Below are 25,581 nucleotides of genomic sequence, written 5' to 3'. Positions count from 1 at the left end.
CGCCACTGTAGTGATCGCTACATGCAAGTTCAACCGCTTCGGTTGTGCCTTTTATTTAGTAGTCACTAAATAACTTGCAGAGGACACCCTCTTTATGTAGTGTTCACTACATATTCGACAATTGAGGTTCATCCCATGCAATTCCAAAACAAGGTTGTGCTGGTTACTGGCGGTTCTTCGGGCCTCGGCTTCGCAATCGCCGAAGCATTCGTCAGCCAGGGTGCGGATCTGATCATTACCGGGCGCCGCCAGCCTCAGCTAGACGAAGCAGCAAGTCGCCTCGGTGGGAATGTTTCTGCGGTGCGGACTAATATCTCGGACCCAGCCTCCCTAGGGGAACTGTTCAAGCATATCGGTGCGGTCCACGGTCGTATCGATGTATTGATCGCTAACGCCGGGATGGGTGAAATCGAGCCTCTAGGTGCAATCACCGACGCGGGCTTCGATCGGGTGTTCGCGACCAACGTCAAAGGCACCACCTTTACGGTTCAGGGGGCGTTACCGCTGATGAGCGAGGGGAGCAGCGTTGTCATTATCGGCTCGACTTCTTCGATCAACCCTGGACCTGGTATGAGCGTGTACGGAGCAACCAAGGCCGCACTCCGCGCGTTGGTGAGGAGCTGGATTCTCGACATCAAAGGATCGGGTGTACGCATTAACTTACTCAGCCCCGGGCCGGTGGACACCCCGTCCCTACGGGCCGTGCTTGGTGAAAACGCGCCACAGGTAATCGATTTGCTAAATGAGAAGAGCACCCTCGGCCGGATCGGCCAGGCACACGAGATCGGCCAAGCTGCGCTCTTTCTGGCGAGCGAGGCGTCGAGCTATGTCAATGGTGCCGAGCTGTTCGCCGACGGTGGAGCTTCTCAGGTTTGAACGCCCATGGATCGGTCGACTCGCCAAATGCTTACCTTCCGCTGAACGACGACAATGCCTTAACGGGCAATCCGCAACGGGAATATCATTTGTTTATAGCTGACGAGTGCAACCATCCTGCCGAGTGAATCGGGGATGCAAGGAGTTACCAAATGAGTAAGTTTGCTGGATCAGTAATCGATCATGTTGGCATTGGTGTCTCGGACATTTTGCGCGCTCGCGCCTTTTACGAGCGGTCGCTCGAGCCGTTAGGGATCACATTGCTAATGAGCATCGAGACGGACCATCCGCATTCGACGCCTCGCAGACTTGGGTTCGGCTCCGCAGGCAAGCCGTTCCTGTGGCTGCACGATGCACCAGTTCCCAGCTACGGGGCTCATATCGCGCTGATGGCGCAGAGTCATGGGGCCGTCGACGCATTCCATGCGGCTGCCATCGCCGTTGGCGGACAGGACAATGGCGCACCAGGGATCAGGCCTCAGTACCACTCCGATTATTACGCAGCCTATGTACTGGGCCCTGACGGAGTGAATCTGGAGTGTGTTTGCCAACTGACGCCTTAGGTGCCTGGGCTCTCATTAGGTATCTGTTGGGTGGCATTCTTCGTCAGCTTTTCAACCGCATCGAGCTGTTAGCCAAGGAGGTTTTCCCAGAATTGAATGTGTTCCTGTTTAGCTATGGAGCAATTCTTATAGCCGATAGCAGCGCCAACTCAAGATGTCTCGTGGCACGGCTGTAATGAGGCTCCTCCTCTGGCCTGTTGCTGTGGCTGCTCCTGGCCGAAAGCGGCCATTGGCGTAAGGCATTTGAGGTTATTAGAAGGGTTGGTTCAGGCCCATAGTGTTGTGAGTTCGAATCTCTCCTTCACCGCCATATTCAGTAAACGCAAGCCCCTGATTTTCCTAGAGAAAGTCGGGGGTTTGTGGTTTTTGGTGTCCGAAAAATGGGCATATGGGACAGATCTGGGACAGATGCGCCATTTCGGTGCGGAAATGAGCCTCTAGGATTGAGTGGCTGAGCTACGCTGTATTAGGGGCGCAAATCAGTCTTTCCGAATCTTTGATCCAAGGACGATCAGCATGCCAAATAATGCAGATTCCAATATCACCACTGCCGATGCGCTGACACTGTTGTTGCACAACCAGCATGCGCTGGGTGCGGCGATAGAAGAGATTACCCAGTGGATATCGGGAGCTGGTGCAGATGATGTTGCCGATAACGCAATCGTGGCCTTGGCAACGCTGGACACTAACGCAGCAGCGATCACAGACGCGATCATGCGGCTACGGAAGTCTTAAGGGGAGGTCTTGGCTGGCGGCGCGCGGGCTAAATGCAAGGTCAGCCCCACGAGCTTCAGTAGCGCAGCTCAGCGTACACCGTCGCAATCTAGACATGAATCCGGCTGGCCAGCTTTTCTGGCCTTAGAGTCACACTACGTGCTTACGTGACGACGTGAAATAAGCCGTTCCATCGCTGATCGCCGGGATGACCCCAGCGCACACTGCGTCGACGATGAGCTGTCGGGTAGCCTTCACGTCGAGCGTCTTTCCTACATTCTCTTGCATGAGTTGCCTGCTAATGAAATAGCGGCCACAGGCAGAACAGTCGATAACCTGCCAGTCTCCCACTTCATATTGAAGCTTTGCACTTTCCCAACAAATCCAGCACATACATTTCATAAATTGCCCTCCGTGACCAATGGATTGCACCAGAAAAAGGCTGGTTCAATTCAGAGGGGCGACTGGAATGACCGTCGGTCGGGTTGAAGTGCGCAAATGCGCGAGACACTAATTATGACCTATTGCGGCTATTGGCCACTAGTGGATAGAACGCCGCTTATGTTCAACAGGCCCCCACACCCGTGCCAGGTACGGGGGCCTTTTGTTGGTACCTCGGAAACCAGGCGTGCCAAGACTGGTCTACCATCCTCCTACCGCGTGGCTTGCTGCGGCCACTCATTATTTAAAGGATGCCCATGTGCGTTTATGAAGGTCTGGCCACTGTCACGGTGTTGGCCCGCTATCAAGGGCAGGAGCCGGCCGAGCTCACCAGTCTTGAATGCCCGGTGCGCCTCATTAACGTGGGCTCCGGTCGCGTCCGCGTTGAACTGCAGCATTACCTGCAGGGCCCCAAAGAGGCCAACGCGCTGCGGGTGATGCTGCCGCATGGAACCATGATGCAGGGGCTCATAATCGATGGGTCTAACGAACCGACTGGCGGCTGGCTGCTTATCGACGTCGAGCAGCACGACCTGGCGCTCGAGCAACCGGATACCCCGCATGGATGGCACTGGCAATGATTGACCACGACGAATTTTCCGCACTTAACCTGCCGCGTTCTGTGCACGCGCAAGCGCTGAAGTTGCTCGCTGGCATCGTCCAGGCAAGCACCTTGGCCGACACGCTGCACGCCGCCGACCGAGCCGAAGGTTTCACCCTGGGCATTGAAACGGTGAAAGCACTCAACCTCGGGGCCATCGAAGGGATGTACCTGATTTTCGACCGCGCTTTGCAGGCGCGTCAGCGGGAACTGAATAGATGATCGGCGAAGGCATTCATGAAGAGGTGCTGCGCGCCCTGGTCGAGCAACACGCGGTGCGCGAATGCCTTGTGACCAGGATCGATGGCGGCTCCGACTGGGGCCTGTCGATCCGCCTGGACGGCAGCGGCGCACGCTGGGTGCCGGTGCGCTCGCGGCGTGAGCGGCTGCGCACCTGGGCCAGCCTGACAGCGGTGGGCCGTTTCGCCGACAGCATCGGTCTCAAGGGTTTCACCGTGGAGTTATGAGCGGTTTTTGGCTGTGTAATCGGCCCATCGGTGGCAGCAAAGCGGACACCGAGAATCACTCACCTATGATCTGAGACATCGTCACCCTGCTGTCTTGCAATTCTTTCACCCGCAAATTCTCGCCGCAGTCTGGAACATTTGGCCGACGCTGTTGATCCACTCATAAAGACAGAGCGTACGAGTGACATGGATACCGTGAGAGATATCGTAGTGATCGGTGGATCGGAGGGCAGCTTCGGCCCTCTTCGTCAGATCCTTTCAGGATTGCCTGCAGACTTCCCTGCTACCGTATTGATCGTTGTGCACACAGGCTCCTCCAGCCCCAGATTGCTTGCATCGATATTCGATTCTTGGTCAGCCCTGCCCGTTGCCTACGCAGACGAAGGCGTCCGCGTCGAAGCGGGTCGTGTCTACGTGGCCCCGCCAGGACGACATCTTGAAGTGGTTGAACCGGGGCTTATGCATCTCAGTGATGGACCAAAACTGCATTTCTCCAAGCCTGTCGTGGATCGGTTGTTTGGCACTGCCGCGGCGGTGTTTGGAAGAAGAGTCATCAGCATGATCCTTTCCGGCAATGACGGAGACGGCGCCGCCGGGGCGGCCGCTGTGCGGGCGGCCGGTGGGGTGAGCCTGGTGCAAGACCCCGGCGATGCGCTGGTGTCCAGCATGCCGATCAGGGCAATTGAGAAAGATCATCCGAACAGCTTGGTTCGCACCGACGCGCTACTGGAAGCACTGATCCATTGCGTCACGCCTCTCGAACTGGAGCGAACGGCCGCGGGTGATAGAACTTCGTCTGTCGACTGCTGACTCGTCGCAATCTTGCTCACCGCGAACACTGACCTACCGATGGCGTTAATGATCGTCGGACAATTTCTCTGAATTTTCTTCACCGCGCAAAATCACTTATTCATGAGCAATAGGAGGTCTCGTGAAGCCAGCTGATTTGTACGTCATCGATTATCAACTCCACGGTGAGCCAAAAAGCTTCGTCATCAGAACGAAGCTGATGAACAACGCGGAGGCCTGGCAGTGGGCGAGCTGTGATGCGGGCCTTGCTCCGATACCCAAGCCGGGGCGTCCACCACTGAAGCGTTTTTCTAAACCGATGGCGGAGCGTTTCGGCGTGACCGACGTGAAATGGCGGGCGTCCGTCACAGTCGTCTGGGAGGAAGATCATGCGTAAATGATCGAAGTTGAGTTTGTCACTCAGCTACGGTGGTGATCCCGTCAGCCGCTCGGCCGTCGAGCACAGGCATCGGGTCGATCTGAATGCCTGGAAGGATGGAGACCCACGCGGCATAGGCTCGCTGCTGTCGAACCAACGCTTCTTCCCATCGACTGCCACTGACTTCGTGCGATACGACCAGCATCATGAGGTGATTGGTGGTTGCATCGAGGTCGAGCAACAAGTGATGGGCATTGAATCGAAAATCATCGGTCGAGAGCATGGAGTCACACTGTATGGATGGAGGAAGCACACATCTCTGCTCCCACATGACATCATTATGACACTATTCAAAATATACGACTGCTCGGACCGACAACCGGTTGCTAGGGTAACTGACTGTCAATCCAGCGTTCTGCGGCCGCCATCGCGTCAGCAAGTGCACAAGGATAATCCGGCCATGGTCCTGGCAGCTCGGCGACCGTGTCGGCGAGACCATGTACTCCGCTCTCCGCCAGCACATGCGCCGCTGTCGGCGATGGATCGTTTGGCCTATTCCAATCAAATTTTACGACCAGCTTATGGCCGCGATATTCATGCGTGATGGGAACGTCTAAGCCATGGGACATCTGTCGAACCCTTTGCCACTGATCAATGCCTTCGAGTTTTAACGCAATTGAGCCAGCAGCACTATCGTGGCGCTTCGCTATCGGAGCGGAGTGCGCCACCCCGCTCCGGACGGAGTAAGTAAGCCCGAGACTCCTCAAAACAAGCCGCCCAACGATTCTGGCGCCCAGTTCATGATCACCAGCTCACCGCTCACCTCGGCTTTGCCTTGCCGCTGGTTGGATGTGGTGTAGCGGATGTCCAGTGTCTCGAAGTGGAAACCGTCGAACACACGGCGGATGTCCGGATGGTCATTGATGCTGACCATCACCTTGCCTTTGCAGCGGCGCATGAAGTCGGCCATCCGCTCGTAGTTCTCGAACGGAAAGTCCACCCCATAACCCGCGGTCTGCCAGTAAGGCGGGTCCATGTAATGGAAGGTGTGAGCACGGTCATAGCGTTCTGCGCATTCAAGCCAGGGGAGGTTTTCGACGTAGGTGCCGGACAAGCGCTGCCACGCAGCCGAGAGGTTTTCCTCGATGCGCAACAGGTTGATGGCCGGGGCAGTGGTCGCCGTGCCGAACGTTTGACCCGAGACCTTGCCAGCAAAGGCATGGTGCTGCAGGTAAAAGAATCGGGCGGCGCGCTGGATGTCGGTGAGGGTTTCGGGGCGGGTCATTTTCTGCCATTCGAACACCTGTCGCGAACTGAGCGCCCATTTGAACTGGCGCACAAATTCTTCGAGGTGGTTCTGTACGACGCGGTAAAGCGTGACCAGGTCGCCGTTGATGTCGTTGAGGACTTCGACCGGCGATGGCTGGGGCTTCATGAAGTAGAGTGCGGCACCGCCGGCAAAGACTTCGACGTAGCATTCGTGTGGCGGAAAAAGCGGAATGAGGCGGTCGGCCAGGCGGCGCTTGCCGCCCATCCAAGGGATGATGGGTGTAGACATGAAAGCAAGACCTTTACTGTATGGATAAACAGGTGCTAGGCTCGCCGCGCTTTGTGCACGGAGCAAGAGCCTTGGCTGGACTTGCAGGGACAATCTGCAGGGACGGCGGTCGGTCTGGATGTTGACGCATACAGACCGGCCGCTCTTTTTTCACTTCGGTGTTGAGACTTCTTTGGCGTATGCCTGACAGGCCGCGAGGGCAATCAGCCCCCGGTCGCCGTCATCGGTGACGCCGATAATTCGTTGAGCATGCGCTGGGTCAAGTTCGGCTTTTGTGGGGCCATGAACCAGGCCGCCGGTGGCGGTGGTGGCTGACACCGATCTGTTGCCGGCGTCGGTGGTGGCGTCGAGTAGGACTGACAGGCGCAGATCAGCAGTGGCAAGGCGGTCGCGCAGGCGACCTTGATCACGTTGGGCATCACTCAAGGCTCGGTAATGGGTTTGTTCACTGGTGGCCAGGCGCTGCTCGAGCGCGAGGCGTTTGTCCTGTTCGGCACGCTGCTGTGCGGCCGAGGCCAGATTCAGTTGGTTGAGGGTTTCGGTGTGGAGTCGGGCCTGCTCTGCCAGCTGTTTACCGTAGCGCCAATCCTGTACTTGCCAGGTAATGGACGCAGAACCACTGACCAAGACGACCAGCAGCACACCTTTGGCCAGCAGCCGATACGGCGCCGGGATCAGTTCGCCGAGACGCATAGCACCGCCCTCGCCCGCCCCCACAACTCCAACCGATCCTGCAGGCCATTGAGACCGCCATTGATCCTGCGGGTGATCGTGTTGAATTCGTTTTGATCGGCCAGCGCGTTCAGCCCATTCACGGACCAGAACCACGCGGCCGACTCGGCGGCCCACTGCGGCAGCTCCAGCAGTTCAGGCGTGCGCAGCAATCGCTCGTCACCGAACAGCGCCAAGCTGCAGCGCAGATAATTGTCGTGGCCGGTGACCTGGATCAGACCGCGACCGCGGTAGCGCTGACCATCACCATCCGCTGACGGCGTATTGCCCAGTTTCGCAGCCAAGTTGCCGGTGTCGTATTTGCTCAGGTACTGCTCGCCGCCCAGTTCCCGGACGTACTGCAGCTGACCCGACTCGTGACCGACTTGCGCCAGGAACGCGGCTTGGCGTTTCGGCGTGTTGATCTGCCGATGGGCCATGGCTGCGTTGAGGGCGGAAACAAAAACGCCCGCTTGGCGGCGGGCGTTGGGCATGATGCTTTGCAGCTGTTGTTCAGTGATGGACATACAAACTCCAGACGTAAAAAAACCGCACTCAGGCGGCGATGGGATGCAACTACTGCTTCTCGATGTTCACTACCTTGAGGGGTGATTTCGGTCCTTTCTTTTTCTTGCCCTTGGATTTACCGGCTTTGCCGGCATTGCATTCGACCGTGGTGGACCAGCCGGACTGGGTGAATACCTGCTCGACCGAATCCGCCAGGTATTCACCATCAAGCCCGACCTTGAAACCCTGAGCGATGATGGGGCGCTCGGCGAAGATGTCCGTCCGGCCGGGCATCTCAAGCCGCACATCAGCGGTCGAGCGGTTGAACGCTGAAAGACGGGCCTTGGCCGCCGCTTCTGCAGCCGTTTTGTTCGGGTAGATATGGCGGTCGGTATGGACTGCCGGCAGGCCATCCGGTGCGTCATCGTTGTCGATAGTGACCACCGCGAGCATGCCGTTCTTTTTGTCCTGATGCTTGGTGGCCACCGCCTTGTGCGAGTTGCGATCGCCGAGACTGAATTGCCATCGGCTGAGGTCGCGTCGGGTCAGGGTAATGGCGCCGAACGCCTTGCCGCTGGCTGTCTGCCCACCCTGGCGTGGCATCACCAACAGCTTGCCGTCGGCGACCTTGGCCGTGCAGTCGTATTGTTTTGCCAGCCGGGTGATGAAATTGAAATCGGACTCGTTGAGCTGGTCGACCCGGGCGACCTTGGTGGACACCGGACACACCGGCGTCCAGCCATTACGCGCGGCCACGTCAGCCACGATCTTCGACAACGGCACGTCTTCCCAGCTTCCGCTGCGGATGGTCTTGCCGCTGCCACGCATGTCGCTGGCCTTGCCCTTGATCACGATCGTATCGGGTGGGCCTGACACCTCGACCGTGTCCACGGTATAGCTGCCCATGCGCGCCAAGGTCGTTTCGGCGTACCCCAGGTAAATCTCGATTGAGCTGCCGCGACGAGGCAATTGCACTTGCCCATCACGGTCGTCGATACGCAACTCAAACTCGTCGGACTCCATGCCCGGTTTGTCCGAGGTACGCAGTTGCAACAGCCGATCATTGATTTTTGCCGTGACGTCAGCCCCATCGGCGACGATTCGAAATACGGGTGTCATATATTTTTTCCATAAAAAAACCCGCCGAAGCGGGTTTTGAAGGGGTTGTAGCTGCAGGTGTAACAAGGGCTACACATCGACTATAGCTCATCAATTCCAAAGCGAGATGCCTTCTTCAGTTGGCATCGGCAGATCCGGCAGGACGATAATCACGCCCGACCGGAACGGCTGAGGCTCATCGGCCAGTCCCTGATTGGCATCGAGCACGGCCTCGACGCTGCCATTCAGATGGCCGTAAACGTTGTTGCAAATGACATCGAGCATGTCGCCGTCAGACGTCCTGCATGTCGTCGCCATAGCGTTCAAACTCCAAAGTAAAACCCTGTTTGCGCGCAATCCCGCCGTGCAGCAACGCGGACTGTTCCTCGTTGATGTTTTTCAGGCACCACGTCCCGATCACTTCGCCATACCCCGTGGTCAGGGTCAGCGGTTGCAGCCTGGCCCCGATGGAACGCAGCGTGTCGAGCTGCTTTAAACCGCCTTTGAAGCCCGGATAGATCGTGCCCTTGAGCGTCAACTTTTCATCGCCCATACCGATGGCCTGCTTCGCCGGCCGGCGCGTCAGCCGCTCCTGCGAAGCCCAGCGGAATTCGGTCGAACGGCTCAGCTCGTCGAAAGCTGCCGTGTCCAGGTTGAAGTAATACGGCTCAATTTTCGGTTCGCGCGGCTGAATGATCATCAAGTGCGGGAATGGCTTCACCGCCTCCGGCGCCGGCGTGGCCTCCCCGGCAAAGGAACTGGTGGGCACGATGTTGGCCAGCGACGGGCTGACCTTGCCGGCGACATTGTTGATCGCCGTAGCCGCCTTGCCCGCCTGTTCTTTCAACGTGCCCAGCCGATCCTGCACTTCAGCCGCCGCCCGGGTGGCACGGCCGTACACCGCCACCACCTGACCGACCTTGGCCTGAGCCGCGTCGACGCCACGCATCACCCGCTGAAGTTTGGCGCCGATGGCCGGACCAACAAACGGGATGTTCTCCAGCTCGGACGCAGCGCCAGTCAGTTCACGGATCGCGCCGTTGACCGGGGTCAGCATGCCGTCAGCACTGCGCCGCCCGGTTTCCGCAGCCTCTACCAGGTACTTCAGGCTCGATTGCATCTGCTCCATGTAAGCCATGAAACCTCCTTAGACATGGGGTTCGTCGTACAGCTTGGCGGCATTCTGCTTCGCAGCGCCTTCCATCATTCGCTGCATGTGCGGCATCAGATCCTGCGCCAAGGTTTGCGGGTCTTTGACGTCGCCCTGCACCGTGACCGGCATGTTCAGCGAGTACTGAAACTGCTGATCCACCTTGGCCGGCACCGGCTTCGCCGGCTCCTTGGGTTGAATGGCCAGCGCCGCCGACTTGAGCGGCGCCGTCACTGCCATCGAGCGCGCGACATCCCCCAACACCGGGCCTTGCTGCGCTGCTGCCGCCATCATGAGCGGCGTGGCTGGCACCGGCGCCTTTGCCGCTTGTTCGGGCTCTTCATCCTCACCGCCGAACAGCGACTTACCCAGCGACCCGCCCAGCGCCGCACCGCCCTGACTGCCCAGGTAAGCACCGATCATGCCGCCGATCGCGGTGCCGATGATCGGCACAACCGAACCGATGGCGGCGCCTGCTGCAGCACCGGCCATGGTGCCGGCCAGGTTGCCAGCGGCCGCACCGTAGCCCTCGGCTTTTTCGTCCTTGGTCTTGGCGTTTTGAAAGGTTTCAAAAGCCATCGCGCCGGACTCCAGCAGCGTGCCGCCAGGAATGACCTTAGCCGCCTTGCCGACCTTACCGACGGTTCCTGCGACGACGCCGAGTTTGGACAATGCCCCACTTGGAACGGACGGGACTGATGGCGATGGGAACGAAACAGGGGAACGAGGCACAGACGGGCGAGGACCTCTCGAACTCGGCAACGTCCGGCGCCGAGCGCTACGGCTTGATCCACGTCCGCGTCGGCGCGATTCGCCCGGCGCATCCACACCGCCACCCATAGCGCCGGCATTAACGACGAAAACCTTCTTTACGCCGTCGTTACTTGCACCACTTTCAGTACCAAGGCCACCGCCTATTGCCGCTTCCTTCACCCGTGAAACAACATCCAGGCCAGTCGCTACCAGATCAAGTTCTCCTGAGTTTTTATTTGGGGCTTCGCTCCCACTCCTGCCACCGCGCGACCCACGCGCAAGGTTTAGCAGCCCCCTGCTGATCTTGATCGTGCTGAAGATACCTTTTAAGGCGATCAGCCCCGCTCCGACCGTGGCGATACCGGCAACCACCCCGGGCGCGCTATCAGTCAGCGACGTAATGCCTTTAGTAACCTTGGTCAACGACTCGGCCACTGTGTCCGTCACCGGGCGCAGCGCATCACCGATGCTGCGCATGGCGTCATCCATCGACTGGGCCATTTCCGCCCATTTCTGCGATGACGACTCGCGCCGCTCGGCGAGGTTCTTGTCGAGGATCCCGGTGGCGTCACGCGAATCGTTTTTGAGCTGGCTGTACAGCGCCTTGTTCTGCATGTAGGCCGACAGTGCGGCCTTGACCTGCATGTCGGCGAACAGGTCGCCGGTGCGCAAGGATTCTTCCAGCGAGGCCATCATGGCCTTGGCCTTCTCCGGGTCGGCTTCCTTGCTGATTTTTGACGTGGCTTCGGCCATGGCCGCCGCACGCTTCGGATCGGTCGCCTGAATGTACTTCTGAGCCAGCGCCATACTGGTCTCAAGCGTCGACATACCGTTTTGCAAACCGGTCTGCATCGATCCCTTGTAATCGATCCCGGCTTTTTCGTAAGCCTTGACCGTATCGGTCGAACCGATTTTGCCCATCCAGTTTTTCAGGTTGTTGGCCGCTTCGTCTGAACTACCGGCCTGCTTCATCTGCACCTGCAACATGGCGCCCAATTGCGTCACTGCATCCAAGCCAGTGATGCCGTTGCTGGCCATGTTGGCCAACAGCTCCGGAAACCACTTGGCCATGTCGGCCGCTTCAAAGCTGCCCGCCTGCCCTTGGTAGGCGATCGCCTCCAGCGCCTGCTGCATCTGCTTGGGGTCGGTGATCTTGGCGTTCTGCCCCAGGGCGTTGATCATCTTCGCCGTGTCGACACCGCTGGATCCCTGCCCCACGACAAACTTGGCCGCGACAGGCGCGTACTCCAGCGCCTTGCTCAGATCCATGCCGGCGCCGACCAACTGATTGACCACGTCGGCCACATCGTTGCGTGCCATGCCGGTGTCGCGTGAAGTGTCGATGATCTTGCGCGACATCTCCTGTTCTTGCGGCTTGTTGGCAATGCCAGCCTTGATCGCGATGTCACGCACAATCGCGCCAAAATCAGCGCTGACCTTGGTCGGTACCGCCATGGCACCGACACCGACCACCGCCGCACCGACGGCGCCCTTCATGCCCTTTACGCCAGAATCGATTTGCTGATGCCCCTTGGCTTTCAGCTCGGCTTTGTTGGCCGTCTGTCCCATCGAGCGATAGGCTTTTTCCAGCCGGCCAACCTCGATCCCCTGCTTTTTCAGGCTGTCGAGGTTCGAGTTCAAACGGTTGAGTAATTTGGACGCACCAGCCGCGCCGGTGTCGTGAGCCTTTTTCCATTCTTCGCGCAGGCGGATGGTGTCGCCAATCGTGCGCTGCAGCACCCGCGCTTTGTTGCCTTCTGCCTCGAGGCGCTTGATGCGCCCGGTCACGTCCTTGAACGCGGCGCCGACCGTGGAACTGACGGCGCCGCCAATCACTAGCCCGAGGGCGAGCTTGTTTGCCATGTCATGGCCCCCATGTGCCCAGCACTACCGATGGCGGCTCAATCCGTGAGCCACCACACCATTTCCGCAAACGGCATCGACTGGATCTCGGCGGCGGAAAATCCGGTTTCCGCCGCCAGACGTTTCGCCGCCGACTTGATCACGCTGGGGTTAAAGCCCGTCGTCGTTGTCCATGCGAAAATAGCCGGCCTGCAAGCGGTTAAAATCCACCAGCTTCAGCCCCTCCAGATCCGCAACCGACGCGCCGGACAACGCAGCAAACAACACCAGCTCGCGCTGCTCATCATCGCCACCCACCTCACGGTTGGCCGCTCGCACGTCGCCCACGGTCGGTGAACGCAAGGCCAGCTTGTCGACGGTCACGCCGTTGATTTCGCTCGGGCACGACAGGGTTACCAGCACCTGATCGGTGGTCAGCGACAGCCATGCCGGCATCGAGTCCGAATAATCGGTTTTCGGTACCAGGTGCGAATACGCCGTTTGTACGCGGCGATAATCCGTCAGCTTGAGGCCTTCCAGATCCTTCAGTCCGACTTCGGCGAGACCGGCGAACAGCATCAGTTCACGCTGTTCATCATCACCGTTGGCAGCACGATCAGCCGCGCGCACTTCACGCACCGTCGGGTTACGCAGGTTCAACGTCTCGACGTCAATGCTATTGGCTTGGCTTGGGCGGGTCAGCGTTACGACGGCACCGGCTGCACTGAGCGACAGCCAGGCCGGCAGGTTTTTAGCGATTGCTTGAGTCATCTGGATCTATTCCTTACAGGCCGAGCGCGTTGCGCACTTCGAGCAGTTGGTCTTTGCCGTCGATCACCTGAATGCCGGCGACCATGTCGATCTCGTACATCAGGCGCCCGTCGATTTCGAGCTTGTAGTACGTGACCGCAACGGCGTGTTTGATCTCGGCCGCATCACCGGCTTTCCAGTCACCGAGATCGACCTCTTTGAGGCGACCACGCAGGGTGGCAACGACCGCTGTCACCGCGCCCTTTTGACCCTTGAAGGCACCTCGGAACGTGGCGTTAAACGCCGTGCCATCGGCCAGACCGAAGTATTTGAGCGACTCACGACGCACGCCTTTGGTGACAAACGAGGCTTCCATTTTCTCAAGCCCCTGATCCATCTCGATGGGGCCGGCCATGCCGCCGCCACGGTATTCGTCGGTCTTGGTGGTTAGCTTGGGCAACGTCAGGCTGGGCACGTCGCCGGAGAAGTTCACGCCGTCGACGAACAGGTTGGTGTTGTACAAAGTCTGAGGAATCATTGGTTACGCCCCCTTAGGCTGCTTCAAGCACTTCGGTCATCCATTGATCGGTGACTTCGAAAAGGAAATTCGGGTTTTCTGCCGGCGGCACGTCGGTGAAACGGATGCGCCAATACACCTTGCCCTGGGCGATCTGGCTGGCCGTGTTCAGTTCGGTGTCGGGGAACACTTCAAAGTTGATGATTGCGCCCTGAGCTTTCAGGTCGCGCATGAACGCATCCAGACCGTTGGTGACATCGGTCACGTAGGTCTTGGTGATCGAGCGGTCGACCGCCCATTTGTGCCCCGCCTGCACCGCGTCCATGAGGATGAACAACGTGCGAACGCGGGTAACGAATGCCCACTTCGGATCACTCGACAGCGTGCGGTTACCCCACAGTCGATAACCGTCGTCGCGAATGATCGTGGTGATATTGGCGTTGTTGAGCAGGTTGGCCCGGCAGGTCTCGTCGCCGTCCAGGTACTCGACCGCGCGACCGGTACCGGTGATGCCGGTCAACTCCTTGTTCGATGGCGAAGCCCAGAAGCCGTATTCAGCATCCGTCCAGGCAAACAGCCCCGCCGCCCAAGCCGAACCGGGCGCGTCGACGGTCTTGCTGGTGATGGTGTCCCAATACTTGACGCCCGGGTCGACCATGAACAGGTTGCGACTGCCGAAGTTATCGGCGTAGGCCATGGCGGCCTCGTCGGTCGTGCCCGGGCCGTCGATGATGCCAATGGCGCGCAGTTTCTGCGCCAAGCTATCGAGCGCCGTGGCCACCGCCTGCGTCGCGGTGTGACCCGGCGCGATCAACAAACGCGGCTGGGCGTTGAACAGGCTTTTACCGTCGAGCAGTGCCTGCAAGCCGGTGCGCTGACCCGAGGCCAGAACGCCGCCGATGATCGCCGAGGTCTGCAGCGCGGCGTCTTCCAGTTTGGGCACACCAATGGCGACGATCACCGCCTTGGCTTTGACGTAAATAGCCTGACAGGCCTTGGTGATCGCCGAATCTGCGCCGAAGGCGGCGATGGCTTCGCGCTCGGTGGTGATCAACTTCAGTTCGCCGGCCTTGGCCGTACCGCCGCCGAGGCCGCCCGGGGTGAAGGTGTCACACAGACCGATAATCGACGACGACGGCAGCGAGATGGTGCGTGCGCCAGTGTCGACCGACGTGGTCGTGACGCCGTGGAAAAAACTCATAAGGGTCAGTCTCCAGAAACTAAAAAGCCCCGCATTAGCGAGGCTGTGAGGGTGTTCGTGTAATGCGTAACGGAAAAGAAAACGCCCCGTCAGTGCGGGGCGTTTATTGCAGCTCTACCGGCTCAGGTGGTGAGGAATCCGGCCAGCCTTGCGTCAGCATGTCGTCGTGATACTCGCCGGCCTCAATCGCTCGCAAGAGCGTCAGCTCGCGGTCAAAACAGGCTTGAACGTGTGCTCGTACAGCCTTGGCGATGGTGATGATTTGCGCCGATCCGATTTCGACAAACCCGTCGACCGTTTTGAAGTTGCAGCGGTATTCGGGATCGAGGACGGCGGACAATCCCGTACTGGCAATCAACGCCTGGCTGTCACGGGTCGTTTCGATTTGCAGGCCATCTACGTTTACGCCAGTGGCCTCGCGAGCGAAACGCTCCTGAGCCACGATCGCCTTGTAATCTTTGGCGACCGGCTCAGGCTCTACCAGCAGCGGCATACCTTCGCCGCCCCAAGCGATTGATTTACCTTCCGAAAGCCCCCGCAACAGAGTTGCGTATTGGTCAGGCGTGATTTGCACGGCATCTTCGGGGATGTTGTTGTTCCCTGGCTGATGAAAAAAGCCGCCCACTGTAGGAGACACAAAAATTTTCATAGGTTACTTCCCGAACGATATCCAAACACAGTTGTACCCGCCCCCTGCCTTGGCAGCGGTAGAAGGGACATAGTGCGGAATCACAGCACCCGACAAACTGAGACCCGTGTAGGCGACAGCCATGCCACTGATAGAACCGGCAATCGACAGAATTTGAAAGTGCTGCGTGTTGTAGTTGGTCGGAAGAGTGATGACACAGTCACCGTTAGGACCAACCGTGTTAATCCCCCACTGAATAGTGAAGCCACCTAGCCAGCGTGGAAGTCGAATAAATCCATTCTGAGCGATGGTCATACCGTAGCCACCCAAAAGCTTTTTCGCGGTTACAAATTTAGTGTCATCGACACCGGCCTCTACCTCAGCCTGAGTTGCAACCTTAGCCGTGCCCAGCTTGACTTCCGTGGCCTGCGTGGCAAGAGCCGCGAGCGCGGCAATGTCGATATTTCCCTGATTGATTGGCGCGTTCCATGCCTTGATACACCACATTACCGCCAAGTTACGGCCGCGCGTTTCGTCAGCAGTTCGCGCCACCTTGGAGGCGTCAAAATTCATATTGATTACGCCGGATGAGGCAGTTCCGTTCGGAAGCTGCGTCCCGCCACTCGCCGTCGCAGTGAAAGCACCAAGCACCGTTCCTGTAGCCGCGAGCTGTACGCCGTTGTTAGCAGCATATTGGCCGGTAATGTTCTGCAAGGCATCAAGCTGACTACTACCGATTGCACGGCCAGCATCCACACCGCGGCCATGATCCCAGCCGCGCAGGAATTCGCCGCGCGACTCCGGCAGACGGAAATCGCCGGCGCCCTCGCCACCTTTGTTGAAGGCCGTACCGAGGAACGCCGCCAGATCTGGATAAACAGCAATGCTCTTAACGCTGCCATCAAGCTCCAGAAAACCCGGCGCCACCTTGTCCAGCGGAAATGCCACTGTCGCGCCGACCGGCAACGCCGAGGCTTGAGCAATCATCGCCTCGATTTCGGCCTTGGTGTAGCTGTCCTTGATACCCATGTCGGCGAGCGTTTCCGGGTTGTCACCCGACACGACAATACCGCGATCATTGACCTTGACCCGCGTGTATTCGCCCGGGACCTTGTTCTTCGGCAGCACTTCCAGAATGGCCGCGTCGACGTAGGCACGCGAGGCCAACACAATCGCCGGATCAATCTTGAGCTGAATGTTCCCGGTGCTGGTGACGATGAAGTTCATCCGCACGATTTGCGTGCGGCCTGAGCCTTGCGACAGCAGCGGCTTGAAGCTCGGCGCGCAGTTGGCCACCGCCACCAGATCGCCGTCGGCATCGTAGAGTCCGATTTCGCGGATCCACTTACCACCCTCGTCGGCCGGAATGATCTGCTCGGCGATGATCACCGCCGGGTTGACCGGGTCAATCTTCAGTTGGTTGAGCGGCTTGCGGCGCCACTCGTTGAGCAGCTTGGTTTGACTGGCCGACGGCACCGGATTGGGCGGATCGGCCAGCCCGTTCGGGTTGGCATCACCCACGCCCATTTGTGTGATCAGCCAGGGAATGCCGAGCGCGTCGGCGTTCGCCTGCTTGGCCATCCCCACATTCGTAAGGATCGCGAAAAACTGCGAGTTCGCATCAATCATAAATAAACGTCCAGGGTGTCTATGGTGTGTTCGCGGCCGACCGCGCCAAAGCTGCCAGTGACCTCAATGTCACGCATGACGGGCGGGTAAACGTCGATTTCGTCGCTTTCGTAGACAGACACGGCGATATTCAAATCGCCCTGAGTTTCAAGGCTGATCGCCAGCCCGGTCAGTTGCCGGGTGACGGGCTTGGCGTCGTCAATCAGGCGCTCAAGCTCCTGATACATTTCCTCTGTGATGCCGGTATCGAGAACCCCGACCTTCAGCGCGAAGGTGCCCGGCACGCCCTCGGGCACGGTCTGGAACCACTCAACAATCTCGATCAGGTAGCCGAGCGGCTCGACCACCCGGCGCAGCGCGCCAATGGTGCCTTTGTGCTTGTGGATGTAGTACGACGCCTTGATGGCCGCGCGTTTGGTCGCCTCAGTCCACCGGTAATCCCAGCGATCCACCGACCATGCCCATGCTAGGTGCGGCAGCAAATGCACCGGGCAGGTATCAGCGTTGTAGAGGTCGCGCAGAGGGACAATCGTTTTTTCGAAGAACGCAGCCTCCATGGCCCGTTCCAGTTGTGTGCTGTTGAGCGGCAGGAGACTTTTCATATCAGCTCGCCAGCCTCACGTTGTATCGCGTACAGAACGCCGCTTGCGCCTTGGTCGGGGCCAGATCCTGCCATCCGACCAACTCAACCCGGGCAACGCCTGCAACGTGCAACTGGGCGTCAACAGCGGAGCGGGCGACCTCGACGCCGAGCCGCTTGCGTGGATTGATCCAGGCTGCCAAGCGGCTTTTGGCCTCGGCCAGACTGGCATCCGCTTCCGGGCCGGCGCTGGCCATGTGCAAGATGGCATCAATCTCGTAACGGATCACCTCTGCGCTCTGCACAGTCACCCGATCACCCACCGGGCGCACGTCGTCGTCGTTCAGAGCAGCGGCTACAGCGGCCAGCAGCTCCGGCGGCGCTTCGCCTTCTCCGTCCAACCCCAGCACCGTGACCGTGACGTAACAGGGCGCCGGGCTTTCGGCCGTTGCATCAGCCACCAGCCCAGAGGCATTACGCGCATGCAGGATGTAGCTGTTACGCGGGCCGGCCGTGGTCAAGCCCTCATAGGCCAGTTGGATACGCTCGCGAAACGGGTCGTCGTCTTCCATGACCTTGGGCACCGGCGGCACCGCCAGCCGATCCTCGGCCTGAATGACCAGGCGCTGCAGATTGACGTTGGCCCCCAAGTGATCGAGGTCGCCGCGAATGGCGTGGGCCAACAACAGCGCCTTGCCAGCGTCATTGACTCGGGCACGGTTGCCGACCTTGTTGTAAGCCCCGACCTCAAGCACTTTGACCACTGGATCGCTTTCCAGCGCGGCCGTCCAGTTGCCGCCCATGTACCCGCGAAACACGCTCAGCCCGTCCTGATAAACCTCTTCGAAGTCCAGAGGCTCCAGCACCGTCGGCGCTGGCAGCGATGACAGATCTACGGCACTCATGCAGCCACCTCCAACGTGACGCTGTCGCCCAGGTACTTCCCGACGATTTGCAAATTGATTTGCCCGCCAATGATGGAAATGACGCGCACCTGATCCAACTTCAAACGCGGCTCCCAACGCCCGAGAGCGCGGGCAACCTCAGCCTGTACGGCACTTTTCCAGCCTTCGTTGATGGGTAAATCGACAAACCGCCGTAGCTTGCTGCCGTATTCCATACGGTGCCGGCGACTGCCCAGCGGCGTGCTCAAGATGTCGGCAATGGATTGCCGCAGGTGCTCGGTGCCGGATATGGGTAGGCCGGTGTGGCGATCCATTCCGATCATCGATGTCACTCCTTGAACGGCTCGTATTCGTCGCTGGCTTTCAGGAACTTGACCGCCTCGAGGTCGGAGGCTGGCACCAAGACCGTCGCCTTGTCGACCGGATAGGAACGGTCTGTGCCGGGCACGATCAACAGTCGCGACGTGTAGAGCTTGTCGCGATATTTCAAGAGTTCGGGCGATGAGAACGGTGAGGATGCAATTGCCAGTTCCGAGGACGCTTGCACCTCGGTGACGGTCGTATCGATCTTGGCCATGTATTTCTCCAGGCATGAAAAAGCCCGCGCTAGGCGGGCTGTCGTGAATCAATTAATGCGTGTGGTGATTACTGTTGCCGGTGGCGTCAATGATCGCGCCGGCGCTGGTGATGCCCTTGGTGACGTGTAGCGCTCCGTCGATCATCACCGCCGCTTTCAGATTGATGTTGCCGGTGGTCACGCTCACGGCGGCATCGGTTACGACTGCTTCGGTGCTGGCCACCTTGATGGTGACCGTGCCGCTGGGCAGGGTGATGGTGTAGCTCTTGGCCTGCCAGTCGTAGATCAGCGAGCCGCCATCATCGAAGCGCCAGACCTCGACATGGTCGCGGTTGTCGGGCGGCGGTCCAGCATTGCCATACAGGCCCGGGACAAACGTGCCTTGCGACACGTCACCGCTGGGACTGATCAAACTGCCCTGCTCGCCCAAAGACGGTGCCCGCCAGTGCCTGGCCTTGCCGGCTGCGATGCTGTGCCAGCGCACCCAAGCGCTGACCCAATCACTGCCGTCCGACACGCGACATACCGGCGGCGAAGCGGACAGATCCACCGCAACCACATAGCAAGCCTTTATCGCCCCCGCGATCATGCGGTCATGCTGGGCGCTTGCGTAACTCACGGCAAATCCTCGGGCTTGAATGGTCCGTCACCCGGCTCAACGTCAAACACCAACGTTCCCGGCGGTTCGTCCGGCCACGGCCATTGCTCAACGCCGAGATAAACCTGCTGAGTCCACTCCACCAGCCAAACGGTGTATCCATCCAGGTGCGGCTGGGTCCAGTCCTGCAGCGATTGCACAAACTCGGCGGGTTCAACTGCCAACCCCCACGTCTGCGCTCGCAGCAGCACCGCCAACTGCGTCGCTAACTGCACGGCCTGCTGATGATGATTCGGCTTGATCGGGTCGACGATGATGCGCGCCTCGAACTTGCAGACCAGCGAGGTTTCGCCGGTGCCGATATCGGTACCCGGCTCGATCTCGGCCACCTCCAGAAACACAGCTGGCAGCAACACGCGATCCTTAATGTCTGGCCAGGCTGTGACGGCTTGCACGCCAGCCAAGTGGGTACGCAGATGCTGTTCTACCGCCCGATAAAGCTGATCCAGGATGAACGGTTCTTCAGACATTGCCGATCCTCTTGAGGTATTTTTGCAGCTCAAAGTTGAACTCCTGCTTGAGGATCTCCAGCAGGCGCTCGTCCGCTTTTTTTACCCAGCTTTCGAAGTGCGGTCGGGCTTGTTCCAGCGACACTTTGGCCTTGGCCAGTGGGAAACGACTGCCGTTTTCGGCGACCCAACCCGAACTCGGCCCGCGACCAGGTGACACCGTGCTGTCGGGGTAGTCGTCCGCGTTGAAATGCTTGCTGGCCGTGCGGATCCAGATGTCGGGCTTGTTGCCGTAGACCTTCTTGAGGAAAGCCCCTTGGTAACGCCTCCCCGCTACTGACACGCCGCTGCCGCTTTGCCGCGCCCGGCCGATCCGGCTGGACTCGATGGCATTCAAACCGAACCACAGTTTGCCGCTCGCAGCCCCGCCGGAAACCGGATAGCTGCGCAACCGCTGGCGCACCGCCGCAACAGCGATGCGTTGTGACCGACTGACCGCTCGGGCGATGTGCGTGCGCAACCAGCCCAACGTCTTGTTGATCGCGCGCCGATGCGCCGCAGCAGCCGCTTTCGGCACCACCTTGGCAAAGTCCTGGAACGCCTGAAAGTCTGCGGCCGAGGACTGGATGGAGATCATCCCGCCCCCGGCCGAGGGTTTGAAATAGCTGCCGACACTCATGGGCGCAACCTCAGAATCAGAGCGACCAGGCCGTCACCGCTCGGTTCGAGCTGGATCAGATCGTAGTCACCGCCACCATCCAAGGCAGGCAAGTCAACGCTGACCAGCATGCCTTGCTGCAGACCTTGCGAATCGCTGACTCGGATCTCGAAACGCGGCTCGCGCAACCCGGTGTTGAGCTTGCCGAACTTGGGTTGCAGCCAAGGCGCGGCGAACATGCCGAACACTGGATCTTCACGACCCTCGATTCGCGCCGTATCGCCCAGCGTTTCGAACACCACAGCGTCGACCTCGGCGATCAGATCGCGAAAGCCCACGGTCAGAGTTCCAGCAGGACCTGCGCACGCGGTCGGGTGCACAGGTGCAGCGGGTTGGACTGGGCTTCACCGGCCATGCCTTTGTTGAAGGGCAGCGGCTCGATCATGCTGTAGTACGGGATGCCTTGGGTGTTGACCGTTTCCATGTAGTCAGCCGGCGCGAACACCGAGATGTACAGATCCGGCACGCCTTCCGGAACCAGCAACGCCTGATCGTCGTGGACGAAAGAGACACCAGCGACCTTGCCACGGTAGCGCTCCCAAGTAATGCCACCAAACTCGAAGCTTTCCCGTGCATCACCTCGCAGTGCTGCAGCTTGGAGCGTGCCTTCATAAGTTTTAACGACCGACTTGTGAACGATCAGCTTGTTCCAGAAGTTCTTGCCGCAGAAGGCGCGAGAACCGGTGCTGGTCACACTGCCGAGTGCGTCTTCCTGCATGTCCAGCGCTTCACCGCACTTGACCCGCAGTTCGGTACTGGCGTCAGCCAGCCCCATGGGCAACTTCTGACGCTGCACACCGAAGCGTTCATAGAGATCCAGCAGTACGGTTTTGCCATCGGCGTCGAGGATCTGGCCATTCAGTGCGCCCATACGCTGGAATTCGTGTGTGGCGTCCAACTGGCGCCGCGCCTTTGCCAGCCGCGCATTGACCACGTCCTGCACTGCCTGCAGTTCAGTGCGAGTGCCGAAGGCACGGATGCCTTGGATCTCGTCAGCCTTGATCGTGAAGCGCTCAGGCAGGTGCACAGTGTTGAACGGGATCAGGTTGCGCTTGCTGGCAGCAACCACCAAGCCAGAACCACCACGTTCACCAGCGGGCACCAGTGCAAGGGTGTCGCCGTCCTTTTCAATCTGCACGGTCAGCGTAGTAATGCCTTCCTCGCGGAACAGGCCCAGAGCGCTGATGCGCCCTGGCAGGTACGGTTGATCATTGAGTGCAGCGGTGAGCGAAGTAACGGTAAACGCTTCGTCGTCAAAAATGGCGATATCGGCCATGGGTACTCTCCAGAAACGAAAAATCCCGCACGCGGCGGGATGCAAAATAAAGAGGAAAATGCTTTAGCGGACGATCAGCGAATGTGCGGCCAAGGCTTTCTCGGCTGCCAGATCGAGGCCGGTCAGGTGGGCTTCGCTGACTTCGGCCAGCCGGACAACAGCGCGACCGCGACGCACCACGTCGGATTCGCCGAGCGGGCCGTAAAGAATGGCGACAGCGTTTTCTGTGCCGTCCTCTGCCGTTGGGTTGTACGGTGCGAATTCGCCGCTGGCAGTCACCAGCCCGAGAATTTGGCCCGGCCACAATGCTGGACCCGCAGCGACATTGATCGCTTCGCGCGAGATCGTGCCAGCGCCCTCGGACAGCAGGAATTCACCTGCGTGCATCGGTTCCTGTTTGATGGTCATGCTCGTGCTCCTTTCGCGCCGCGCGCGGTTCCAGTTTGAGCCGCTTGGCGAGCAGCCCAAATCGAGTTGGGGTCAGGTTGTTTGGCCAGCACCTTGGGCGCTGGGTCGTCCGCCAGAGGCAGACTATTGTCGATTTCAAAGCCCTTGCCGCTGGTGACAATCTTGTCGAAGAGACGCGCACGCACCGCGGCAGCGTCCAGCCCTGCCGCGACATACTCGGCGCTGAATTCAGGCAGACGCGCGGCCACGCAGAGGTCGTTCACCGCCTTGGCGCGTGCCAGGCCGGCGAGAACGATTTCCTCGCTTTCAAGCTGGGTGGACTTGAGCAGTGGCTCGATCAGGTTGCTGATGCCCGCCGCCGTGCAGCGCTGGGTGATCATCAATGCCAACTTGGCAGAGTCAACAACGGGCGGCACCAGAGGCGGCTCCACAGGTTCCAGTTCAGAATCCAGTTCAGGTGGTTCGTCGAGTTGCGCCACCAACTCAACCGGAGCGTGCTGGAACCGTTGCAGCACCGCGCCTTGACCCAGACAGGCTTTGACCTTGATGCCGTCTCCGACTTCGTCTGCAAGACCAAGAGCCACCGCTTCGTTAGCAGTCAGCCAGGTTTCAGCATCAACCATTCGCCGCAGTTCGACGTCATCGATGTCGGGCGCCTTGGCTTTATAGGCCGCAATGATCGCCTCCAAGGTTTGATCCAATACATCAGCGACCCGGCGGAAGTCCTCAGCGCCACCGCCTGCATACGTATATGGGTTGTGAATCATCAACATGGCGTTCGCCGCGATGACTACGCGGTGTGCACCGCATACGGCGACACTCGCGGCACTGGCAGCAAGCGCATCGATTCGTCCAGTGCAACGCTCGCCCAGACGCGACAGCGCGTTGTGCATGGCGAGACCGTCAAACAGGTCGCCGCCGATACTGTTGAACGCAGCGATCACCGGTGACACACCATCATCCATGGCGCGCAGATCCTGCACGAACTGATTGGCAGTGATGCCCCACGCGCCGATCTCGCCATAGACGAAAACCTCGATCACTCGCTCGGTGGCCTCTCCGCTGGACTGCAGGGCGTACCAGGTTTTGTCCTGAACCTCGACGCGCTTGCCGGCGCGATTGTAAATACGCGGTTTCGCGCTTTTGCTCATGGTTGCTCCTTGTCGTCGGTGTCTTCGACGGCATCAAGGGTGTTGTAGTTGAGGCCCAGTTTTGTGGCCCGTGCCAAATCGGCGGCGTTTTCCAGATCGACAGTCTCGGCGTCGTAGCCGGTGCGCAGCACCATCTCGCTGCGAGAGGAAAAGCCGGCCTGTACTTCCATCCGGCGTGCCTGCACGTCCTGCACTGGCTGGATGTAGGCCCAGCCTTGAGGCACCCAGCGAGTGCGCAGGTACTGGCGGCGTTTCTGTGCGTAATCGTCGAGCACCAGGACGCCAGACAGCACCGCCATATCCATCCACGCTGCCCGTACTGGGCGGCATAGTTGATGCACGTACACGCTGAATTGCAGTTGTTCCAGACGGCGTCGAAATTCGTTGAGCACCACCCGAAGAGCCCGGTCGTTGATACCGCGCATGTCGCCGGTGAGGATCTCGTAAGGCGTACCCGACCCCGCTGCAGCAGCCATCAGTTGCTGCCGCATGAAGTCCGGGTAGTTGTTGCCGGCGTCCGGTGGTTTGGAGAACTCAACCTCTTCGCCCGCGCCCAGTTCCTGCATGGTGCCGGGTTCGAGCGCGACCATCGGGGTGAAGCCGTCGCGATCCAGGTCGAGCGGCTGACCGGTCACCGGATCTCTGGGAAGTGGTCCCGAGTCCGGCGCCGGACGCTTGATGAAACCGGCGAACAGATTGGCCACCTCTTGGCGGAACAACACTGCGTCGTCGTAGTTGTCGAGACTGCGCAGGCGCTTGAGCACCGGCGACAATCGCGGCACACCGCGCAACTGGCCCGGCTCGACCGGTTCGAAGATGTGCAGCACCTGAGTCGCCGGCACGCGAACAAGCTGGTTGTACCCGGCGTTCAGCGAGGCCGCATCACGCGGATGCGACAAATACATCCAGTACGCCACACGCTTGCCGCCTGGGGTGAACTCGATACCGGCGCGGATCACGTTGCCGTTTTTGGTGGATTCGAATTTGTCGTGCGGCACAAATTCCGGTGCGAGGATCTGCAGCTGCAGCGGAACGGCCAAGCCTTCATCAAGCCCGCGCGGACGCAACCGTACGAAGCACTCGCCCGAGGTTTCAACCGTGCGTGCTACCAGCGCCTGCTGGCCATAGAAGTCGGTGCGATCATCCGCGTCCGACTCATCGACCCAATCCCCCCACAGCTCCTGCAGTAGCTTGCGCAAGGCATCGTCATCAGTCGTCGGCCGAGGGGTGATGCCCGTGCCGATCAGGTTACTGACACGCTTGTCGATGACATTGAAGGCATACGGGTCATTGCGAACCGCCGCCCGGGAGCGCGACCGCAGGTTACGCAGTGCCGGGGTGTTGATGCTGTTGATCCCGTTGTCGGGAGCGTCCCAGCCGGTGGAGCGGCGCCCTTCCCCAGCGCCCTCGTAGCTGGCCTTGATGTTGGACGGCAGGACAAATCCGTTACGGGTCAGCGTTGGGAAGTGTCGGGCCATCAGACCCCCTTCCCTGCATGGTACAGCCGGACCACGCGCGAACGTGGCCCGGCAGCGCTGGCAAGCGACGAGCGTATTTCTTCCCGCGCCTTGAGCAGCTCATCGACCGTGCGGTATTCCACGGTACGGTCGGTGTAGCGCACAGTTTTCTCACCGCGAGCAATGGCCGCCTCAACCGCGTCGAGGTGCTTTTTTGTAAAGGACATA

The 25,581-nt window shown here is 59.7% G+C and carries 34 protein-coding genes; 8 read left to right on the top strand and 26 right to left on the bottom strand.

The window, feature by feature from the left end:
• Window positions 1-135 precede the first annotated feature (135 nt).
• The 8 genes from OK411_RS08015 (at window position 136) to OK411_RS07980 (ending at window position 4,848) form a co-directional block, all read left to right on the top strand.
• Complete coding sequence (locus OK411_RS08015) at window positions 136-876, top strand: SDR family NAD(P)-dependent oxidoreductase (RefSeq protein WP_264364697.1); 741 nt, start codon at window positions 136-138, stop codon at window positions 874-876.
• Window positions 877-1,028: 152 nt separating this feature from the next.
• Entirely contained in the window at window positions 1,029-1,439 is a 411-nt protein-coding gene (locus tag OK411_RS08010; RefSeq protein WP_093101792.1) for a VOC family protein, read from the top strand.
• Window positions 1,440-1,955: 516 nt separating this feature from the next.
• Window positions 1,956-2,174, top strand: coding sequence for a hypothetical protein (locus OK411_RS08005; RefSeq protein ID WP_101158520.1), 219 nt, complete (start codon window positions 1,956-1,958; stop codon window positions 2,172-2,174).
• Window positions 2,175-2,851: 677 nt separating this feature from the next.
• A complete protein-coding gene (locus OK411_RS08000; RefSeq protein ID WP_101158518.1) occupies window positions 2,852-3,175 on the top strand; it encodes a hypothetical protein in 324 nt (107 codons plus the stop codon).
• Window positions 3,172-3,417, top strand: a complete 246-nt coding sequence (locus tag OK411_RS07995) for a hypothetical protein (RefSeq protein WP_101158517.1) — start codon at window positions 3,172-3,174, stop codon at window positions 3,415-3,417. Before OK411_RS08000 ends, OK411_RS07995 begins: the two co-directional genes overlap by 4 nt.
• Entirely contained in the window at window positions 3,414-3,662 is a 249-nt protein-coding gene (locus tag OK411_RS07990; protein WP_101158516.1) for a hypothetical protein, read from the top strand. The genes OK411_RS07995 and OK411_RS07990 overlap by 4 nt, the downstream gene beginning before the upstream one ends.
• Window positions 3,663-3,848: 186 nt before the next feature.
• Window positions 3,849-4,472 (top strand): chemotaxis protein CheB, encoded by a 624-nt coding sequence (locus tag OK411_RS07985; protein ID WP_264364696.1) that lies wholly within the window; start codon window positions 3,849-3,851, stop codon window positions 4,470-4,472.
• 121 nt (window positions 4,473-4,593) lie between these two features.
• The gene (locus OK411_RS07980) at window positions 4,594-4,848 is read left to right on the top strand and encodes a DUF6555 family protein (protein WP_073472985.1); all 255 of its coding nucleotides are present in this window, start codon (window positions 4,594-4,596) and stop codon (window positions 4,846-4,848) included.
• A gap of 19 nt (window positions 4,849-4,867) precedes the next feature.
• On the opposite strand, the gene OK411_RS07975 is transcribed toward OK411_RS07980, so the two are convergent.
• From OK411_RS07975 to OK411_RS07845, 26 genes are all read right to left on the bottom strand, one after another.
• On the bottom strand, window positions 4,868-5,113 hold the full coding sequence (locus OK411_RS07975; RefSeq protein WP_095180631.1) for a hypothetical protein: 246 nt from the start codon (window positions 5,111-5,113) through the stop codon (window positions 4,868-4,870).
• A gap of 480 nt (window positions 5,114-5,593) precedes the next feature.
• Window positions 5,594-6,388, bottom strand: coding sequence for a DNA adenine methylase (locus OK411_RS07970; RefSeq protein WP_264364695.1), 795 nt, complete (start codon window positions 6,386-6,388; stop codon window positions 5,594-5,596).
• 150 nt (window positions 6,389-6,538) lie between these two features.
• The gene (locus OK411_RS07965; protein WP_101158513.1) at window positions 6,539-7,081 is read right to left on the bottom strand and encodes a lysis system i-spanin subunit Rz; all 543 of its coding nucleotides are present in this window, start codon (window positions 7,079-7,081) and stop codon (window positions 6,539-6,541) included.
• Complete coding sequence (locus OK411_RS07960) at window positions 7,063-7,626, bottom strand: glycoside hydrolase family 19 protein (protein WP_101158512.1); 564 nt, start codon at window positions 7,624-7,626, stop codon at window positions 7,063-7,065. The genes OK411_RS07965 and OK411_RS07960 overlap by 19 nt, the downstream gene beginning before the upstream one ends.
• Before the next feature lie 49 nt (window positions 7,627-7,675).
• Window positions 7,676-8,725 carry a phage late control D family protein gene (locus OK411_RS07955; RefSeq protein ID WP_101158511.1) on the bottom strand — a complete coding sequence of 350 codons (1,050 nt, stop codon included), beginning with the start codon at window positions 8,723-8,725 and terminating at the stop codon, window positions 7,676-7,678.
• Window positions 8,726-8,815: 90 nt separating this feature from the next.
• Complete coding sequence (locus OK411_RS07950) at window positions 8,816-9,022, bottom strand: tail protein X (RefSeq protein ID WP_073472996.1); 207 nt, start codon at window positions 9,020-9,022, stop codon at window positions 8,816-8,818.
• The gene (locus OK411_RS07945) at window positions 8,997-9,842 is read right to left on the bottom strand and encodes a phage tail protein (protein ID WP_264364694.1); all 846 of its coding nucleotides are present in this window, start codon (window positions 9,840-9,842) and stop codon (window positions 8,997-8,999) included. Before OK411_RS07945 ends, OK411_RS07950 begins: the two co-directional genes overlap by 26 nt.
• Before the next feature lie 9 nt (window positions 9,843-9,851).
• Window positions 9,852-12,470, bottom strand: coding sequence for a phage tail tape measure protein (locus tag OK411_RS07940; RefSeq protein ID WP_264364693.1), 2,619 nt, complete (start codon window positions 12,468-12,470; stop codon window positions 9,852-9,854).
• A gap of 150 nt (window positions 12,471-12,620) precedes the next feature.
• Window positions 12,621-13,220: a phage tail assembly protein gene (locus tag OK411_RS27035; RefSeq protein ID WP_319636906.1), complete on the bottom strand. Its 600-nt coding sequence runs from the start codon at window positions 13,218-13,220 to the stop codon at window positions 12,621-12,623.
• Window positions 13,221-13,233: 13 nt separating this feature from the next.
• On the bottom strand, window positions 13,234-13,737 hold the full coding sequence (locus OK411_RS07925) for a phage major tail tube protein (protein WP_064364595.1): 504 nt from the start codon (window positions 13,735-13,737) through the stop codon (window positions 13,234-13,236).
• A gap of 13 nt (window positions 13,738-13,750) precedes the next feature.
• Window positions 13,751-14,917: a phage tail sheath family protein gene (locus tag OK411_RS07920; RefSeq protein WP_264364692.1), complete on the bottom strand. Its 1,167-nt coding sequence runs from the start codon at window positions 14,915-14,917 to the stop codon at window positions 13,751-13,753.
• Between the two features lie 103 nt (window positions 14,918-15,020).
• On the bottom strand, window positions 15,021-15,566 hold the full coding sequence (locus OK411_RS07915) for a DUF4376 domain-containing protein (protein ID WP_264364691.1): 546 nt from the start codon (window positions 15,564-15,566) through the stop codon (window positions 15,021-15,023).
• Window positions 15,567-15,569: 3 nt separating this feature from the next.
• Window positions 15,570-17,174 carry a phage tail protein gene (locus OK411_RS07910; protein WP_264364690.1) on the bottom strand — a complete coding sequence of 535 codons (1,605 nt, stop codon included), beginning with the start codon at window positions 17,172-17,174 and terminating at the stop codon, window positions 15,570-15,572.
• On the bottom strand, window positions 17,171-17,776 hold the full coding sequence (locus OK411_RS07905; protein ID WP_264364689.1) for a phage tail protein I: 606 nt from the start codon (window positions 17,774-17,776) through the stop codon (window positions 17,171-17,173). The genes OK411_RS07910 and OK411_RS07905 overlap by 4 nt, the downstream gene beginning before the upstream one ends.
• Before the next feature lies 1 nt (window position 17,777).
• The gene (locus OK411_RS07900; RefSeq protein ID WP_264364688.1) at window positions 17,778-18,659 is read right to left on the bottom strand and encodes a baseplate J/gp47 family protein; all 882 of its coding nucleotides are present in this window, start codon (window positions 18,657-18,659) and stop codon (window positions 17,778-17,780) included.
• Window positions 18,656-18,982: a GPW/gp25 family protein gene (locus OK411_RS07895; RefSeq protein WP_264364687.1), complete on the bottom strand. Its 327-nt coding sequence runs from the start codon at window positions 18,980-18,982 to the stop codon at window positions 18,656-18,658. The genes OK411_RS07900 and OK411_RS07895 overlap by 4 nt, the downstream gene beginning before the upstream one ends.
• Window positions 18,983-18,987: 5 nt before the next feature.
• Window positions 18,988-19,236: a hypothetical protein gene (locus tag OK411_RS07890; RefSeq protein ID WP_264364686.1), complete on the bottom strand. Its 249-nt coding sequence runs from the start codon at window positions 19,234-19,236 to the stop codon at window positions 18,988-18,990.
• A gap of 52 nt (window positions 19,237-19,288) precedes the next feature.
• Window positions 19,289-19,855, bottom strand: a complete 567-nt coding sequence (locus OK411_RS07885; protein ID WP_264364685.1) for a phage baseplate assembly protein V — start codon at window positions 19,853-19,855, stop codon at window positions 19,289-19,291.
• Window positions 19,852-20,364, bottom strand: a complete 513-nt coding sequence (locus OK411_RS07880) for a hypothetical protein (RefSeq protein WP_264364684.1) — start codon at window positions 20,362-20,364, stop codon at window positions 19,852-19,854. Before OK411_RS07880 ends, OK411_RS07885 begins: the two co-directional genes overlap by 4 nt.
• Window positions 20,357-21,022 carry a hypothetical protein gene (locus tag OK411_RS07875; protein ID WP_264364683.1) on the bottom strand — a complete coding sequence of 222 codons (666 nt, stop codon included), beginning with the start codon at window positions 21,020-21,022 and terminating at the stop codon, window positions 20,357-20,359. The genes OK411_RS07880 and OK411_RS07875 overlap by 8 nt, the downstream gene beginning before the upstream one ends.
• On the bottom strand, window positions 21,019-21,339 hold the full coding sequence (locus OK411_RS07870; RefSeq protein WP_264364682.1) for a hypothetical protein: 321 nt from the start codon (window positions 21,337-21,339) through the stop codon (window positions 21,019-21,021). Before OK411_RS07870 ends, OK411_RS07875 begins: the two co-directional genes overlap by 4 nt.
• A gap of 2 nt (window positions 21,340-21,341) precedes the next feature.
• Complete coding sequence (locus OK411_RS07865) at window positions 21,342-22,337, bottom strand: major capsid protein (RefSeq protein ID WP_264364681.1); 996 nt, start codon at window positions 22,335-22,337, stop codon at window positions 21,342-21,344.
• 63 nt (window positions 22,338-22,400) lie between these two features.
• Entirely contained in the window at window positions 22,401-22,745 is a 345-nt protein-coding gene (locus tag OK411_RS07860; RefSeq protein ID WP_102902291.1) for a head decoration protein, read from the bottom strand.
• Complete coding sequence (locus OK411_RS07855) at window positions 22,742-23,896, bottom strand: head maturation protease, ClpP-related (RefSeq protein WP_264364680.1); 1,155 nt, start codon at window positions 23,894-23,896, stop codon at window positions 22,742-22,744. The genes OK411_RS07860 and OK411_RS07855 overlap by 4 nt, the downstream gene beginning before the upstream one ends.
• Window positions 23,893-25,374 (bottom strand): phage portal protein, encoded by a 1,482-nt coding sequence (locus tag OK411_RS07850; protein ID WP_264364679.1) that lies wholly within the window; start codon window positions 25,372-25,374, stop codon window positions 23,893-23,895. Before OK411_RS07850 ends, OK411_RS07855 begins: the two co-directional genes overlap by 4 nt.
• A complete protein-coding gene (locus OK411_RS07845) occupies window positions 25,374-25,580 on the bottom strand; it encodes a phage head-tail joining protein (protein WP_008087653.1) in 207 nt (68 codons plus the stop codon). Before OK411_RS07845 ends, OK411_RS07850 begins: the two co-directional genes overlap by 1 nt.
• Between the last annotated feature and the right edge of the window lies 1 nt (window position 25,581).

It is taken from the genome of Pseudomonas sp. RG1 (assembly GCF_025910115.1).
GTDB lineage: Bacteria > Pseudomonadota > Gammaproteobacteria > Pseudomonadales > Pseudomonadaceae > Aquipseudomonas > Aquipseudomonas atacamensis.
The sequence above is the reverse complement of the archived record's forward strand: the minus strand, read 5'-3'. Positions and strand labels throughout refer to the sequence as shown.

Bases quoted from the DNA above. Each gene is read 5' to 3' on its own strand.
- OK411_RS08015 (WP_264364697.1), top strand. From the start codon at position 136: ATGCAATTCCAAAACAAGGTTGTGCTGGTTACTGGCGGTTCTTCGGGC.
- OK411_RS08010 (WP_093101792.1), top strand. From the start codon at position 1,029: ATGAGTAAGTTTGCTGGATCAGTAATCGATCATGTTGGCATTGGTGTC.
- OK411_RS08005 (WP_101158520.1), top strand. From the start codon at position 1,956: ATGCCAAATAATGCAGATTCCAATATCACCACTGCCGATGCGCTGACA.
- OK411_RS08000 (WP_101158518.1), top strand. From the start codon at position 2,852: ATGTGCGTTTATGAAGGTCTGGCCACTGTCACGGTGTTGGCCCGCTAT.
- OK411_RS07995 (WP_101158517.1), top strand. From the start codon at position 3,172: ATGATTGACCACGACGAATTTTCCGCACTTAACCTGCCGCGTTCTGTG.
- OK411_RS07990 (WP_101158516.1), top strand. From the start codon at position 3,414: ATGATCGGCGAAGGCATTCATGAAGAGGTGCTGCGCGCCCTGGTCGAG.
- OK411_RS07985 (WP_264364696.1), top strand. From the start codon at position 3,849: ATGGATACCGTGAGAGATATCGTAGTGATCGGTGGATCGGAGGGCAGC.
- OK411_RS07975 (WP_095180631.1), bottom strand. From the start codon at position 5,113: ATGCTCTCGACCGATGATTTTCGATTCAATGCCCATCACTTGTTGCTC.
- OK411_RS07970 (WP_264364695.1), bottom strand. From the start codon at position 6,388: ATGTCTACACCCATCATCCCTTGGATGGGCGGCAAGCGCCGCCTGGCC.
- OK411_RS07965 (WP_101158513.1), bottom strand. From the start codon at position 7,081: ATGCGTCTCGGCGAACTGATCCCGGCGCCGTATCGGCTGCTGGCCAAA.
- OK411_RS07960 (WP_101158512.1), bottom strand. From the start codon at position 7,626: ATGTCCATCACTGAACAACAGCTGCAAAGCATCATGCCCAACGCCCGC.
- OK411_RS07955 (WP_101158511.1), bottom strand. From the start codon at position 8,725: ATGACACCCGTATTTCGAATCGTCGCCGATGGGGCTGACGTCACGGCA.
- OK411_RS07950 (WP_073472996.1), bottom strand. From the start codon at position 9,022: ATGGCGACGACATGCAGGACGTCTGACGGCGACATGCTCGATGTCATT.
- OK411_RS07945 (WP_264364694.1), bottom strand. From the start codon at position 9,842: ATGGCTTACATGGAGCAGATGCAATCGAGCCTGAAGTACCTGGTAGAG.
- OK411_RS07940 (WP_264364693.1), bottom strand. From the start codon at position 12,470: ATGGCAAACAAGCTCGCCCTCGGGCTAGTGATTGGCGGCGCCGTCAGT.
- OK411_RS27035 (WP_319636906.1), bottom strand. From the start codon at position 13,220: ATGACTCAAGCAATCGCTAAAAACCTGCCGGCCTGGCTGTCGCTCAGT.
- OK411_RS07925 (WP_064364595.1), bottom strand. From the start codon at position 13,737: ATGATTCCTCAGACTTTGTACAACACCAACCTGTTCGTCGACGGCGTG.
- OK411_RS07920 (WP_264364692.1), bottom strand. From the start codon at position 14,917: ATGAGTTTTTTCCACGGCGTCACGACCACGTCGGTCGACACTGGCGCA.
- OK411_RS07915 (WP_264364691.1), bottom strand. From the start codon at position 15,566: ATGAAAATTTTTGTGTCTCCTACAGTGGGCGGCTTTTTTCATCAGCCA.
- OK411_RS07910 (WP_264364690.1), bottom strand. From the start codon at position 17,174: ATGATTGATGCGAACTCGCAGTTTTTCGCGATCCTTACGAATGTGGGG.
- OK411_RS07905 (WP_264364689.1), bottom strand. From the start codon at position 17,776: ATGAAAAGTCTCCTGCCGCTCAACAGCACACAACTGGAACGGGCCATG.
- OK411_RS07900 (WP_264364688.1), bottom strand. From the start codon at position 18,659: ATGAGTGCCGTAGATCTGTCATCGCTGCCAGCGCCGACGGTGCTGGAG.
- OK411_RS07895 (WP_264364687.1), bottom strand. From the start codon at position 18,982: ATGATCGGAATGGATCGCCACACCGGCCTACCCATATCCGGCACCGAG.
- OK411_RS07890 (WP_264364686.1), bottom strand. From the start codon at position 19,236: ATGGCCAAGATCGATACGACCGTCACCGAGGTGCAAGCGTCCTCGGAA.
- OK411_RS07880 (WP_264364684.1), bottom strand. From the start codon at position 20,364: ATGTCTGAAGAACCGTTCATCCTGGATCAGCTTTATCGGGCGGTAGAA.
- OK411_RS07875 (WP_264364683.1), bottom strand. From the start codon at position 21,022: ATGAGTGTCGGCAGCTATTTCAAACCCTCGGCCGGGGGCGGGATGATC.
- OK411_RS07865 (WP_264364681.1), bottom strand. From the start codon at position 22,337: ATGGCCGATATCGCCATTTTTGACGACGAAGCGTTTACCGTTACTTCG.
- OK411_RS07860 (WP_102902291.1), bottom strand. From the start codon at position 22,745: ATGACCATCAAACAGGAACCGATGCACGCAGGTGAATTCCTGCTGTCC.
- OK411_RS07855 (WP_264364680.1), bottom strand. From the start codon at position 23,896: ATGAGCAAAAGCGCGAAACCGCGTATTTACAATCGCGCCGGCAAGCGC.
- OK411_RS07850 (WP_264364679.1), bottom strand. From the start codon at position 25,374: ATGGCCCGACACTTCCCAACGCTGACCCGTAACGGATTTGTCCTGCCG.
- OK411_RS07845 (WP_008087653.1), bottom strand. From the start codon at position 25,580: ATGTCCTTTACAAAAAAGCACCTCGACGCGGTTGAGGCGGCCATTGCT.